Origin of the sequence: Enterococcus mediterraneensis (genome assembly GCF_900604485.1) — a bacterium.
GTDB classification, from domain to species: domain Bacteria; phylum Bacillota; class Bacilli; order Lactobacillales; family Enterococcaceae; genus Enterococcus_C; species Enterococcus_C mediterraneensis.
On record NZ_UWOP01000001.1, the window covers coordinates 2015564 to 2030201 of the forward strand.

14 protein-coding genes are annotated in these 14638 nt (G+C 40.0%); 10 read left to right on the forward strand and 4 right to left on the reverse strand.

All coding sequences use genetic code 11. From position 1 onward, the window contains the following. Positions 1-129: 129 nt before the first annotated feature. On the forward strand, positions 130-357 hold the full coding sequence (locus EFB00_RS09895; RefSeq protein WP_122646649.1) for an Hcp family type VI secretion system effector: 228 nt from the start codon (positions 130-132) through the stop codon (positions 355-357). A gap of 274 nt (positions 358-631) precedes the next feature. Here the strand turns inward: EFB00_RS09895 and EFB00_RS09900 are convergent, their stop codons facing one another. Then, a complete protein-coding gene (locus EFB00_RS09900; protein ID WP_122646650.1) occupies positions 632-850 on the reverse strand; it encodes a DUF378 domain-containing protein in 219 nt (72 codons plus the stop codon). A gap of 237 nt (positions 851-1087) precedes the next feature. Then, a complete protein-coding gene (locus tag EFB00_RS09905; RefSeq protein ID WP_122646651.1) occupies positions 1088-1429 on the reverse strand; it encodes a MazG nucleotide pyrophosphohydrolase domain-containing protein in 342 nt (113 codons plus the stop codon). Positions 1430-1656: 227 nt separating this feature from the next. Here EFB00_RS09905 and EFB00_RS09910 point away from each other — a divergent pair, with 227 nt between their 5' ends. From EFB00_RS09910 to EFB00_RS09920, 3 genes are read left to right on the forward strand one after another with little or no spacing between them, the layout of a single operon-like run. Continuing rightward, positions 1657-2730 carry an ABC transporter permease gene (locus EFB00_RS09910; protein ID WP_122646652.1) on the forward strand — a complete coding sequence of 358 codons (1074 nt, stop codon included), beginning with the start codon at positions 1657-1659 and terminating at the stop codon, positions 2728-2730. A 6-nt stretch (positions 2731-2736) separates the two neighbouring features. Continuing rightward, positions 2737-3432: an ABC transporter ATP-binding protein gene (locus EFB00_RS09915; protein ID WP_122646653.1), complete on the forward strand. Its 696-nt coding sequence runs from the start codon at positions 2737-2739 to the stop codon at positions 3430-3432. A 16-nt stretch (positions 3433-3448) separates the two neighbouring features. Further along, positions 3449-4096, forward strand: coding sequence for a TetR family transcriptional regulator (locus EFB00_RS09920; RefSeq protein ID WP_122646654.1), 648 nt, complete (start codon positions 3449-3451; stop codon positions 4094-4096). A gap of 132 nt (positions 4097-4228) precedes the next feature. Here EFB00_RS09920 and EFB00_RS09925 read toward each other — a convergent pair whose 3' ends face one another. After that, positions 4229-5104, reverse strand: a complete 876-nt coding sequence (locus tag EFB00_RS09925; protein ID WP_122646655.1) for a MurR/RpiR family transcriptional regulator — start codon at positions 5102-5104, stop codon at positions 4229-4231. Positions 5105-5300: 196 nt separating this feature from the next. Between EFB00_RS09925 and EFB00_RS09930 the strand changes: the two genes are divergently transcribed. Then, positions 5301-6332 carry a Gfo/Idh/MocA family oxidoreductase gene (locus EFB00_RS09930; RefSeq protein ID WP_122646656.1) on the forward strand — a complete coding sequence of 344 codons (1032 nt, stop codon included), beginning with the start codon at positions 5301-5303 and terminating at the stop codon, positions 6330-6332. Positions 6333-6487: 155 nt separating this feature from the next. Here the strand turns inward: EFB00_RS09930 and EFB00_RS09935 are convergent, their stop codons facing one another. Beyond that, positions 6488-7660, reverse strand: a complete 1173-nt coding sequence (locus EFB00_RS09935; RefSeq protein WP_241153427.1) for an AraC family transcriptional regulator — start codon at positions 7658-7660, stop codon at positions 6488-6490. 174 nt (positions 7661-7834) lie between these two features. On the opposite strand from EFB00_RS09935, the gene EFB00_RS09940 reads away from it, so the two are divergent. The 5 genes from EFB00_RS09940 to EFB00_RS09960 are packed head-to-tail and all read left to right on the forward strand — an operon-like array spanning position 7835 to position 14638. Further along, positions 7835-10033, forward strand: coding sequence for a glycoside hydrolase family 3 N-terminal domain-containing protein (locus tag EFB00_RS09940; protein ID WP_122646657.1), 2199 nt, complete (start codon positions 7835-7837; stop codon positions 10031-10033). 21 nt (positions 10034-10054) lie between these two features. Continuing rightward, positions 10055-11401, forward strand: a complete 1347-nt coding sequence (locus EFB00_RS09945) for a PTS sugar transporter subunit IIC (RefSeq protein ID WP_122646658.1) — start codon at positions 10055-10057, stop codon at positions 11399-11401. Between the two features lie 11 nt (positions 11402-11412). Further along, positions 11413-12303 (forward strand): ROK family protein, encoded by an 891-nt coding sequence (locus tag EFB00_RS09950; RefSeq protein ID WP_122646659.1) that lies wholly within the window; start codon positions 11413-11415, stop codon positions 12301-12303. Beyond that, positions 12303-13661 (forward strand): glycoside hydrolase family 1 protein, encoded by a 1359-nt coding sequence (locus EFB00_RS09955; RefSeq protein WP_206423477.1) that lies wholly within the window; start codon positions 12303-12305, stop codon positions 13659-13661. The genes EFB00_RS09950 and EFB00_RS09955 overlap by 1 nt, the downstream gene beginning before the upstream one ends. A gap of 11 nt (positions 13662-13672) precedes the next feature. Beyond that, positions 13673-14638, forward strand: a complete 966-nt coding sequence (locus EFB00_RS09960; protein WP_122646661.1) for an alpha/beta hydrolase — start codon at positions 13673-13675, stop codon at positions 14636-14638.

A 14638-nucleotide genomic window follows, 5' to 3' on the forward strand; every position in this document is an offset into this window, starting at 1 on the left:
AGCCTATTTTTTATTCTGTTTTAAATAAAAAAATATATTTTTTTGATGCTTTTTTCTTTTCTTTGTTAAAGATTAATGATATATTAATTTCAGATTAAAAATTAAAAAATGATTATAAAGGGGTTAATTATGAATAAAGAAAGTATTATGCTAGGACATGCTTATGAATGCCAACCAGTTGGATTACAACGTCGTGTTGTAGGAGAAGTCATAAAAAAAATGGAAAACTGTTTAGTACTAAGTGTTGATCGGTATGATATGATCGATCACGATGAAATACAGGAACGTTTTGGGAAAGTAGTCGTTAAATATTCCGAAGTATATGGAAAAGCGTTAGTAGATTGCTTCTTCAGCTGATAGATTTATCTGCTGAAGAGAAAAACAGGAACTCTAAAAGCAGAGAAATCACTAGACTTTTTGTTACAATAGATCATCAAATGAAATACAGCCGCTAAAAGCTCACGGACAAGTCGTGAGTAATAGCGACTGTATTTTTTATTTTTAGATGGCATTAGTAAATGCGGCTAAAAATTGCTATATCTGGTTATCCTACAGAGATATATTGGATCAGAAAAAAGGCGAAGACTGATTCTATTTAAATGAGAACCAGAACTTCGCTCTTTTTCATCTATTAAACTCGATCGTTTTCAGGCTGTCTTGATAGCATTGGAATGAACTTCAAGCAGTAAATAGCAGCAATACCTACTACTACGTAAATGATTTTCGCTAGGATCTCTGTTGATCCGCCAGCGATAGAAGCAACTAAATCATACTCAAAAAGTCCCACCAACAACCAATTGATTCCACCGATAATTAATAAAATCAGCATCGTAATATCCAAATATTTCATTATTTTTCCTCCTTTTTGACTGATTTCAGGGTACCATAGTGGATAAAAGCGTCATAATCATCTGCTTGTTCAAAGATTCTTTATATGGATATGCGCCTCAGCGTGAGAAAAAGTGAACTTTCAAATAGATGTTCTATAAAAAAGTAATCAATAAGATTTCCATCTGACTGAAAAGGATAGTACGCAAACACACCTTCCACTGACTTTTAATGGAAGGTGTGTTTTTGTGGAATACTGTTATCTTTGAGTGTTCAAAAAACTTTCTAAATTAGGGTCTTGTCTATATTTGATGGATGCAATTTTGTCTTTATCTATGATCACTTTTGCTAAATCGATTTGATTGATGCTTGCGATAGCCAGCGTGTAATGGACCACATCCGCCAATTCTTTTTCCAACGAGGTATCTCCGGTATTCATTTTCCGGCCGTCTAATTGATTGAGGGCTTCGGCGACTTCACCGATCTCTTCTACTAATTTCATGAAAAGGCTGGTTGTTTCAACTTTTCCTTCGTACTTTAATGATAAATATTTTTGCAGAATATCAAAGGTCAGTTCTGGTTTATTAGATCTATTTTGCATGGCGCACGTCCTTTTTTCTTTAGTATAACAAAAGAATTTTATTGTCGCCTAAGTTTCTTAGAGAGACTTACATTTTTGAATAGGGAACCTGTGATCATCATTTTATCCTATTAAAAATCATGTATCGCTAAAACTTCAAAAGTGACAAAATGTCACTCGTGCGCTATACTGTTTTTCGGTGACAAATTGTCACTCGTTAGCAATCAAAATCAAGGAGGAAAAAATAGATGTTTTTAGCAATGAAGGAAATCCGTTATTCAAAATTGCGTTACGGCTTGATTATCGGCATTATGTTTTTAGTTGCGTATGTCGTGTTCATGTTATCGGGTCTAGCCAACGGACTTGCAGAAGAATTCAAAAAAGCGATCGATGATTGGGACGGCGAAGAGATCGTTTTGTCGGAAGATGCCAATCAGGTATTTGCCGCTTCACAATTAATCAGAGGAGATATAGATCATATTGAAGGAAGCGAAAAAGCGCCGATCGGTTTATACAGCGGTGCTGTGAAAGGGAAAAATAAAGAAAATGTCACTGTGTTCGGCACGTATGACGATGCCTTTTTACTGCCTAAGCTGACAAAAGGACATCTCTTCAAAGAAAAAAATGAAATCATTATTTCACAAAATTTAGCCGATTCCGGGTATAAAATAGGCGATAAAATCAAGGTGGGAAGCTATAACGATTCTTTGAAGATCGTCGGGATCTTCCCTGAAACATATTACACCGTTTCACCGGTCATTTATACTGATCTGGATACGTGGACCGCTTTGAAGTATGGCAAACAGCCGTTTTCATCCAAAGACGAACAGCCGATCAATGCTATCGTTACGAAACATGAAGCCAAATTTACTAAAGATACTCCGTCTAAAGAACTGCAAAAATTGACGATCGATGAGTTTATCGAAAGTATCCCAGGCTATTCTGCTCAGAACATGACACTTAACGCTATGATTTATTTCTTGTTCTTAGTGGTGGCGGCAGTCGTCGGGATATTTATGTACGTGATCACATTACAAAAGACAGCGATCTTTGGTGTGATGAAAGCACAAGGTGTCCGCAACAGTTTTATTACAAAATCATTGGTAGCACAGTCATTTATCATAGGACTTGCAGGAGTGGTGCTCGCTGTTGTGTTTGCTTATTTGATCAGCTTGGTTTTACCAGCCGCAATGCCGTTTGCCGTATTTTGGTCGCAATGGTTATTGTATAGCGGGATCTTGATACTTGTAGCAATGATCGGCGGAGTCTTTTCTATTCGAACGATCGCTAAAGTCGATCCAATCACGGCAATAGGAGGTTAATGGAAAATGAAAAAAATATTGACAATGAATAAAATCGTTAAAACGTTTGGCTCCGGTCGGACAGAGGTGACTGCATTGAAAGGCATCGATTTTAGCGTCAAAGAGGGTGAGTTTATCAGCATCATTGGTCCTTCTGGTTCTGGAAAAAGCACTTTTCTGACAATTTCAGGTGGACTGCAGACGCCGACTTCCGGTGAGATCATGATCAATGGCCGTTCCTTTAATGGACTTTCAGAAAAGAAACGGGCAGATTTGCGGTTTGAAGAAATCGGCTTTATTCTTCAAAGTTCCAATCTGATCCCATTTTTAAAAGTAAGTGAACAATTTGAATTAGTCGATCGTGTCACACAGAAAAAAGAAAAATCTGAAAAAATCGATAGATTATTGCGTTCTTTGGATATCGAATCCTTAAAAAACAGCTATCCTAAAGATCTATCCGGCGGTGAAAGACAGCGTGTGGCGATCGCCCGTGCATTATACAATGACCCAAGTTTGATTTTAGCGGACGAACCGACGGCCAGTTTGGATACGGATCACGCCTATGAAGTCGTAAAACTTTTAGTAAAAGAAGCCCATGAAAAGCAAAAAGCGACTGTCATGGTCACCCATGATGCTCGAATGATCCAATGGAGCGATCGCGTTTATCGTATGGAAGACGGTTATTTAGTGGAAGCCGACAAGAAAGAGCTGATTCCTTCGTAAAGTGCCAAAATATTTCATGACAAGAAAGTTCATTGCACGTATAATCGGTAGAGGAGGGATGCAGATGCCAAAGGAAACCTTTTTGAATTTACCGAATGAAAAGAAACAGCGAATCAACGAACTATTATTGGAGACATTTTGCAAACAACATATCAGCCAAGTAAAAGTCGCCGAGATCGTTGAAAAAATGGGTATGTCGCGGGGCGCTTTTTATAAGTATTTTCAGGATCTTGAGGACGCGTACTTGTATACGATCCACAGCAGTTCTCAACTCATCCACCAAGATATTTTGACATTCGTTGATCAGAACAAGCATGATTTCTTTTTAGGTATCGAAAAATATTTGGCTTGGTGTTGTGATTTGGATCATAGCGATCCTTATTGGCAGAGGCTGTATTTGCTGACGAAGCGTAATGATCAACAAACAACAAAACGCAGACCCTTATCAGCTGATTCGAAAATGGTGCGTCAATGGCTTGATTTATTGAAAACCAATCACTTTAAAATACAATCACCGGAAGAGGCTGTGAGTTTCTTGTATTTTTCCATGAGTCTGGTAATGAATTCACTGGCTGATTTTATTACCAATGAATGGAGCAAAGAGGAACTATTAACAGATTTTCGTTATAAAGCGAATTGGCTCTCAGACGGTGTGAAAAAATGAAAAACGATACGCTGTATTCTCCAAGAAAGTTTTTGGGAGAAACAGGGTATCGTTTTTTAGACTATTATTCAGCAGGATCAGAACGATCGGGATAGATTCCAAACGATAATAAAATAGATTGCCGTCTATTATCTAAGAACCGTGATATTCTTTTAAAATGCCTTTTTGGATCAGTTCTTGTTTGTTCTTCAAGTTGCGGATGTTTTCGTCAAAGTGCTGTGCATACATGACGGAAAACAATGTATTCAGTACATAATCGAAAGCAATCTGGGAAGAGAAAGTCGCGACTTTCGCAAAATCATATTCTTGTTGGGTAACGACAAGAGACATGCTGGCATGTTTGGCCATTTCAGAATTTGGATTGCCTGTGAGCAGTAAAGTCGGTGTTCCCACATGTGCCAGATACATCATGATCCGCTCATAATGATGGATTCTTCCGCTGTAACTGATAAAGATGGCGCAGTCATCTGCAGTCAAGTTGGCGGCATTCCACGAAGAATCGCTGTATTCTTCCGCTAATACCAAAAACTTGTTCAACTTTACTAATTTGTTTTGAAATTTTCGGGCAGTGATCTGCGAATCGCCTTTGGCAAAAAGAAAGATCCGTTGGGCACTATTCAATACTTCGGCAATTTCTGCTAAGTTTTGCTGCTCGATCTGCAGTTGCGCTTTTTTGATCGATTGGATCGACAGATCAGCCATTTGTTTGGCGATCTGCTGGACACTGTCCTCACTTGAAAACGGGAAATTCGGATCGATGGTTTGGTTGAATTGAGCGATCAATTGATGGACCTCGCGCCCTAATTCAAAGCGGAATTCTTTAAAGCCGCTGAACCCCAGCTTTTTACACAAACGGATGATCGCAGAATGAGACGTGTAGGTTTCTTTGGCTAATTCTTCGATAGTCATATATACCGCGGTTTCGATATGTACACGGATATAATCGGCGATCCGTTTTTCAGTTGTGGTGAATGCGTCTTGTTGCGCTAGTTTTTCTTCAATAAGCATGATTTGACCTCCAGTTACTATCATACTGATAAAAAAGAAAATAGGCTAGATTCCTTTTTGATGTTTGAACATTATTTTCATTATCTTTGCGCGTAGAGACTGTTTTTTTGAACTTTCCTACCAGAATCATTGGTTATTGTTTCCATCAGTTTTTTATCCTATATACTGGAACTAGAAACGAAAAGGAGGAGCATGCATGCTGACAATCGCTTATCTGGGGAACGGAAAGAGTACGAACCGTTATCATTTGCCTTTTGCTAGAAAATTACCGGATAAAATCAAAATCAAAAAAATCTTTTCTCGCTCGAAACCATCGGAATGGGAAACATTTGATGATATCGAGTATACGAATCAATTGAATGACCTGTGGGAAGATCCTGAGATCCAATTGGTCGTTATCACGACACCTAGTCAATTTCATTATGAATATGGAAAAATGGCTTTGGAACACGGCAAGAATGTATTGGTGGAAAAACCTTTTGCAGAAAGTTCAAAACAAGCCAAAGAACTGTTTGCCTTGGCAAAAGAAAAAGGACTATTTATCCAATGCTATCAGAATCGCCGATATGATTCAGATTTCCTAACGGTCCAAAAAATCATCGAAAGCGGGAAGCTGGGGGATATCTTGGAAGTGGAGATGCATTATGACTATTTCCGACCGGAAGTTCCAGAAAATACTCATGAATTTTCTACTGTAAACAGTTATTTATATGGCCATGCTTGTCATACGGTGGATCAGGTGATTTCTTATTTTGGCGAACCGGATGATATCCGTTATGACGTGCGGCAGTTATTAGGAAAAGGTAGAATGAACGATTACTTTGATTTGGACTTTTTCTACGGCAATATGAAAATCTCCGTCAAGTCCAGCTATTTTCGGATCAAGGAACGGCCAAGTTTTGTTGTCTATGGAAAAAAAGGGATGTTCGTGAAACAGACGAAAGATCGCCAAGAAGAACACTTGAAGCTGTTTTATATGCCGAATCATGATGATTTTGGCATTGATTTGCCGGAACACTATGGCGTCTTGACGTATGTAGATGAACAAGGCGGCTACCATGAAGAAAAAGTCGTTTCTGAAGTTGGTGATTACAGCCGTGTTTATGAAGGAATCTATGAAACATTGATCAACGGCAAGGAAAAAATCGTCAAAGATGAAGAAACGATCCTGCAAATGAAGATCCTGGAAGAAGGAATCAGAGACATCCAAGAAGCAGAAAAACAATAAAACAAACAGTATTACAAACATCAAAGTCAGATTTGTCGTCTGACTTTGGTGTTTTTTTATTACTGGAATATTAGATAAAAAAACAGGGTGGAGTCAGTTGCTTCCACCCTTTCTTTAGGATCAATAGAGTCGATCAGTGTGTACTTCATAGTGTTTTATGCTAAAGCATACGCATAATGAGTTGTTTTATAGGTTTTTGGGGTAATACCGGTGACTTTTTTAAAAACTTGAATAAAGTGACTTTGGCTTGAAAAAGCGAGCAGGCTTGCGATCTCTTCAAAACTGTTGTCAGTGAACAACAGCAGATGCTTGGCTTCTTCGATTTTTCGTTCTTGAATATACGTATGGATCGTTTGGTTCATTTCCTTTTTAAACTGATTGGCGATGTGGGTGCGATGTTTGTTTGTGATACTGGTTAACTGCTCCATCGTGACTTTTTCATATAGATGATCATCAATATAATTGACGATGGTTTTCACCAATAATGATTTTTCCGCTAAAGGATAACTTTTCAAAAGATCCATAAAACGATAAGTAGCTTCCTTGATATAACGTAAGCATTCATCCACTGAATGGATGTTTACCAATCCTTGGATCAAAGAATCAGACAATCCGAATGCCTGGTTGATCGGCACCCCTTCATCAATGGTCATTCTGGTCACCACTGCGACAAAAGCGGAAAATTTCAATTTCAAGCCTTCTAATTGGAATGGCGAGAGGTCGACTTGGTAGGTCTCAGTCATTTTTTTGAAAACCCATGCCACTTTTTCAGGTTCATTGCGTTTGATGTATTCGATATAGCGTAATTCAAATTGATAGGAATCGAAGCTCGCTTCATTTGCCCGACGATCATACAGATTCTGTTCCAAATTGAATTCAGTTTTCACTTTTTGAGAAGTATCTTGATTTTGATAGGACCAATGGATCTTGTCTTTGTCTAAAACTTCATGTGTCAAGATAACATGCAGCAACGTAATAAATTCCTCAAAAGAATATTTATCCTCTTTAGAATAATGTACCTGATAATGGTATTCATGCCCAAGAAAGAAACAGGATTCCTCGGCAGTGCCGATCACTCCGCAAGGCCCGACGATCATAAAATATTGTTCTTCGTGATGGACAAAAGGCAGCAATCCAAACATATAGGTCCCCATGTGGTATAAGTTGATCTTGCTGCTGTCTATTTTATGAAGTTGTTTTCGAAGAGATTCCTTCGTTTGCCAGCTGGTGTTAGGGTTTTGGATCTCTCCTTCACTATTTAAAAGAATCATGGGAATCAAGTATTTACGATAGAGCAGATCCATCGTGGTGGTGATAGTCGTTAACATAAGCGGACCCTTCTTCTTTTCATTCTCTAAAAAATAGTCAGATTTCATTATAATTATAATAAAATCTGTTTAAAATACAATCATATTCTGATATAAACCCTTTTTTCCTGATATAAATAACTGTCATTACCACTTATAATCCAAAGTGTAAAACGGTTACAGAAAGGAAAGCAGATGGATAAGAAGAGATTAAAAAACTTGTTTCAGCAATTGACAGTTGACGAAAAGATTGCCCAGACAGTTCAGCTTAACGGCAGTCTGGTAGCTGAGTATGATGTTATGAATACTGGGCCGATGGAAAACTTAGGATTACCGGAAGATTTAAATATTTACGAAGTGGGTTCCATCTATAATGTGAACGACTTTCAAAAATTAAAAGAATTACAAGAAAAAGCGTTAGAATCCAGTCGTTTGAAGATCCCTATGCTCTTTATGTCGGATGTCATCTATGGTTTTCGCACCATATTCCCAATGCCGTTAGCTCAAGCCGGCTCTTTTGATTTTGACTTGATTAAGGAAGCGGCAGAAGTAACAGCAAAAGAAAGTTATTTGAATGGGCTGCATGTCCTTTTCTCACCAATGATAGATTTGGTTCGGGATCCTCGATGGGGGCGGGTAATGGAGTCTCCAGGAGAAGATGTCTATACGGCGAAACGATTTGCTAAAAGTGTTATTGACGGCTATCAAGGAGAAATCAGCGAAACGATCGATGAGGATCATGTGGCAGCCTGTATCAAACACTTTGCGGCATATGGGGCACCAGAGGGAGGACGTGAATACAATACCGTAGACATGTCTAATCAGAGATTGTTCAACGAATACCTGCAACCTTATCAAGCGGCGATCGAAGCAAATACGCGTTTAGTGATGACTGCATTCAATGTTTTAAATGGCGAACCGGCAAGCGGAAGCAAATGGCTGAATCGTGATATTTTGCGAAAACGTTATGGTTTTGACGGCGTTTTGGTGTCTGATCATGCGGCAATCAAAGAACTGATCCCTCATGGTTATGCCAAGGATACTCGCGATGCTGCCGTGAAAGGACTTGAAGCAGGTGTCGACTTTGACATGATGACTGCAATCTACGCCAAAGAGCTGCCTGAGTTGGTGAAAGAGCAGCACTTTATGGAACTATTAGATGAAGCAGTCTGGCGTATCTTGGAACTAAAAAATCAATTAGGACTGTTTGAAAATCCCTTTAGAGGGTTGGATCAAGCAAATACCGGCGAGATCTTAACAGAAAAATCCAAGGAAATCGCGACTGCTTTGGTTGAGAAAAGTTGCGTCTTGTTAAAAAATCAAGGAGCATTACCTTTGAAAAAAGACCAGAAGATCGCTGTGGTTGGACCATACGGAAACAGCCATTTAACTATTGGTTTTTGGGCTTCTGTCAGTGGAAACCCTAAAGATGCTGTTCCGTTGAAAGAGGGATTGCTGGCTGAATTGCCAGAAGAAAAACTTTGCTTTGCCAGAGGCTATAACATGTTCGACAGCTATGATGCATTTGGTCCTTTAAAAGCTGGGATCGAGTTGTTGAATGGACCGATCGAAGCAGAAGAAAAGCTGTTGACTGAAGCCAAAGAAGCGGCAGAAGAAGCAGACGTCATCGTCTTTACATTTGGCGAACAGTTTTTAGAAAGCGGAGAAGGAGCTTCCAAAGCGCATCTTGGCTTGCCTGAGAAACAAATTCGATTGCTTGACGAGTTGAAAACCTGTGGCAAACCGATCGTTGGTGTCTTATATACAGGACGACCACTTATTTTGACTGATATTGAAGATCATTTCGACAGTTTGTTGTTGGCGTGGTACCCAGGGACTATGGGAGGGAAAGGAATTGCCAATCTTCTAACAGGAAAAGCCAACCCTTCAGCCCGCTTAGCCATGACTTTTCCTCGCAGTGAAGGACAGATCCCAATCTACCATGCACAGCTTTCGACTGGCCGTCCATTGACCTCGGATCATTCAGATCGATTCATTTCAAAATACCGGGATGAAAGCAATGAGCCGCTGTTTACATTTGGTTCTGGATTAAGCTATGCAGATTTTGAAGGGACTTGGCAAACAGCTAAAGCTGAAAAAGAAGCGATCACCTTTGATTTTAAAGTAAAAAATCTCACGGAGATTGCTGGCGAGACGGTCGTCCATATCTATTTAAAACAAAGACCTGCATCCATCGTGCGACCAGTCCGTTCATTAGTAGCCAGCCAGATCGTATCACTAGGAGAACATGAAGAAAAAGAGTGTCGCGTACAACTGATGATAAAAGAATTGCAAGTTTACGATAACTATGGCAACACCATTGATTCATCAGGTGAGTATCAATTTGAATTAGATGTTTTAGGTAAAAAGGAAATTATTTCTATTACGCTATAAATCATAAGGAGTGAGAAAAAAATGGAGAAATTGGAAAACTTTTTGAGTAGTAAATTATTACCTATCTCACAAAAATTGCAACAAAATAAAGTGTTGGCTGCATTGATGGAAGGGTTCATTCGAACATCTCCGATTACATTGGGAATCGCGTTGATTACGATCGTTGGGAACTTCCCAGTACCAGGCTGGACAGATTACTTAACAAAAATCGGTATTTATCCTCATGTTGAGGCGATCACCAATGGAGCAACTGGTGTATTTTCCATCTATGTGGTGTACAGCTTAGCGTATTCTTATGCGAAACAGCTTGGGACAAATGAACGAAATGCAGCACTGATCTCCCTTGCCAGCTTTATCATGTTGATGCCTCAAACGATTTCGACTATCGTTGTGGAAAACGGTAAAAACGTCGATCAAGTAATCAGCGGACTGCGCCTTGATTATCTTGGCGGTCAAGGATTGTTTATCGGAATGATCACAGCACTGTTGGTGACTCGTTTCTATGCATTTTTAACCAAGAAAAATATCATGGTCAAATTACCTGACAGCGTACCACCAATGGTCACTCAGTCATTGGCACCTGCATTTGTAGTGACGATCATTTTTGTTCTAGTATTCATTCTGCGTGTATTATTTGGTTTGACCGCATCTGGTTCAGTGTTCCAATTCTTTATCGATGTCATCAATGCGCCGTTAAATTCATTGGTCGCTAGTCCATTATCTATCATTATTATTATGGAATTGTTGGCGGTTCTTTGGTTCTTCGGAATCCATAACGCTGTTTTGCAAGGACCTTTAGGAGCGATCAGTATGACGATGGTAGTTTCTAATATCGCAGCGTTCCAACAAGGACAAGCATTACCATATCTAGTTCCTTCTGTTATCTATATGGGGATGTATGCCTCTGGTTTCATGGGATTTGTTACCTTCTTTATGATTCGCAGCAAATCAGCGAAAATGAAACAACTAGGAAAACTATCATTTATTCCATCGATCTTTAATATTACCGAACCGATCATGTTTGGTATGCCGATCATCTTGAATCCGATTTTCTTTATCCCGCAAGTATTTACACAATTGATTGCTGGTTTTGTTACTTGGGGGCTTACAACAACGATTTTACCGGTGCACCTCAATCCAACGATGAGTCTGTTGCCATGGACGACACCGACATTTGTGAAGATGCCGTTTTCCGGCGGTCTGAACTATACGATCATTATGGTGATCTCAATGTTGATCGGTATCGTTATGTGGTATCCTTTCATTAAAATCGCTGATAAAAAAGAATACGAATTAGAGCTTGAAGCAGAAAAAGCAAAAAAACAAGCGACAGACAGCCAAGTTGTCCAAGCTGAGATCCAAGCATAAGGAGAACTGTCATGAACGTTTTAGGAATCGATATTGGCGGGACGAAAGTAAAAACAGGATTTGTTTCAAATGCGATCGTTTCTGAAAAAGCGGTATTCTCAACTCCTAAGACCCTTGAAGATTTTTCCGACTGGCTAAAAGACACGCTGGTTTCCTACGAAAAGAAGGAAGCATTTCAACATGTTGCTTTTTCAGTACCTGGTTCAGTCAATGAATCAGGTACTGTTTTCTATGGCGGAGCAGTACCTTACTTGAATGAAGTAAACCTGCCGTCATTTGTAGCTGGTCTTGGTTTAGAAAAGTCTTTAGAAGTCATAGTAGAAAATGATGCCAAAGCGGCAACGATCGGTGAGTTGACTTACGGTCATTTGAAAGGAATCACAAACGGAGCCGCCGTGATTTTAGGAACCGGTGTTGGTGTAGGTCTTTGTATCAATGGACAGCTTTTTAAAGGAAGTCGTTATCAATCCGGTGAGGTCAGCTTTATGATCCGAGACCGCGTGTTGCAAGACAAAGACTCTTTTGTAGGAATCGGTTTATCTTCTGTTGGCTTTATCAAGAAAATGGCGGATATTTTAGAAGTTGAGGATAATGGCCGGCTGGTTTTCCAAGCATTACAAAAAGTTGACAAGGATCATCCAGCGTATCAGATTTTCCAACAATATTGTTATGAAGCAGCAGTATTGTGTTTTGATATCCAATGTCTTTTAGATACGGAAAAAATCGTGATCGGCGGCGGCATCAGTCAACAGCCGCTGCTGTTGGAGATGATCCGTACAGGTTATAAAAAAATAATTGAAACAGCACCGATCATTGCGCAGACAATCCAGCCGATGGAAATCGATCTGGCGGCTTTTCAAGCCGACGCGAATTTGATCGGTGCAGCAAAGGAGTTTTTTTGATGAGTAAATTTCCAAAAGATTTTTTATGGGGCGCATCAACGAGTGCCTATCAGGTAGAGGGCGGTTGGAACGCTGACGGGAAAGAACCTTCCGTACAAGATGTAAAAGAGATACCTGAAGGAACGACTGATTTCAAAGATGCCGTTGATCATTACCACCGCTATGAAGAAGATGTAAAATTGTTCAAGGAATTAGGGATGAAGGCTTACCGTTTTTCGATCTCATGGAGCCGCGTGGTGCCAAATGGACAAGTGAATCCGGAAGGGATCGCCTTTTATCAGAAATTGATCGCATTGCTGTTAGAAAATGAGATCCAACCGATAGTTACCGTATTTCATTTTGATCTGCCGGTATCTATCGCTGAAAAAGGCGGCTGGGAAAATCGGGAAACGATCCAAGCATTTGCTGATTATTGCCAAGTGCTTTTCGATCATTTTGGTCAAGATGTTCCGTTATGGCAGACCATCAATGAACAAAATGTGATGGCACTGGCCGGTTCAGTTATTGGAACGAGTCAAAAAAGTATGAAAGAAAAATTCCAAGAAAATCACCACATGTTGGTCGCACAAGCATTGGTCACGAAACGTTACCATGAAGGCAATTATCCTGGAAAGATCGGTCCGGCGCCGAATATCGCCAGCGTCTATCCAGCTAGTGACAAACCAGAAGATCAGATGGCGGCCCTTTATATGAGTGCTCTGCGTAATTGGCTGTTCCTCGATGCAGCTGTCTATGGCAAATACAACCACAATGCATGGCATTTATTAGAAAAAATCGGTGCAGTACCAGAGATCACTGATGAAGATCAAGACATTTTATCCTCAGGAACCTGTGATTATATCGCATTCAATTATTACAACACGATGACTGTTTCTAATTACTATGAAAAAGAAGTCAAGATCGATCAACAATCCGGCTTCGGCATTCCAGGATTCTTCCAAGTCGTGGAAAACAAACATCTGCCCATGACCGAATTCGGCTGGCCGATCGATCCAGAAGGCTTCCGCTTTACATTAAACGAGATTTATTCCCGATATCGCTTGCCGGTTTTGATCACGGAAAATGGGATCGGCGGGAAAGATAATCTAGAGGACGGTAAAATACATGATGAATATCGGATCGATTATTTGAAACAGCACATTGAACAGATGGCTTTAGCGATCGAAGATGGTGTGGAAGTTTTAGGCTACTGTCCGTGGAGTGCGATCGATTTGATCAGTACACATGAAGGGATCACAAAACGCTACGGCTTCATTTATGTCAACCGCAACGAAGAAGATCTTTTAGATTTAAAACGTTACAAAAAAGATAGTTTCTATTGGTATCAAAAGGTTATTCAACAAAATGGTTTAGAGTAGGAGAAAGACAAATGATCACGCACTCTTTGATATTTGATAAGGAAGAAAATGCAGGATTGACTGTTTATCTGCATGAAGCGTCACCGGAATATTCCCGCGTGTCTTCCCGCCCGTTTGTTTTAGTGATTCCTGGCGGCGGCTATTCTTTTTGCAGCGAACGAGAAGCTGAACCGATCGCTTTGAATTTCTTGGCACAGGGCTATCAAGCCGGCGTTCTCCGCTATCATGTAGGCGAAAATCGCAGTTTTGAAAAATCACTGGCAGATGCTGATCGCGCCCTTTTTGAAATACATCAGCACCAAAATGAATGGCTGATCGACAAAGACAAGATCGCAGTTATCGGTTTTTCAGCCGGAGGACATTTAGCGGCAGCCCTCTCCAACTTAGGCAAGATCAAACCCAGTCTTTGTATTCTTGGTTATCCTGCGATTCTTGCTTCTTTCAGCAAAGTCATGCAGATCAAAGCCCCCTCTTTAGAAAGCTGTGTCACCAAAGATACGCCGCCGACGTTTTTATTCTCAACGTTTGAAGACAATGTTGTTCCTATTGAAAATTCGTTGCTGTATCTACGCGCATTGGAAGAAAATGAAGTCCCGTTTGAAACTCATATTTTCCAAAAAGGACGTCATGGGCTTTCTTTAGCTACGAAATATTTTGGAAATAGCAGTGAAATAGTGGATCCGCGGTTTGGTAATTGGTTGAAAGAAGTTGTCGAATGGATGGAGCTCAATTGGCAGGAAAAAGAGCCGATGATTTTGGGAGAAGACTTGAGCACTTGGCCGATCAAAGTATTGATTCAGGAAGAGGAGAATAAAGCTGTTTTATTTTCGATTTTCCCTGATTGGCAAGAAGCCGGCTTTTATAAGATCATCAAGAATTTTAATCTGCAGCAGCTTGCCGGATTGGCACCAGAACGACTAACTCCGGAGATCATTACAAAATTGACTACAAGGTTTATCAAACCGAAAGGAGAATGA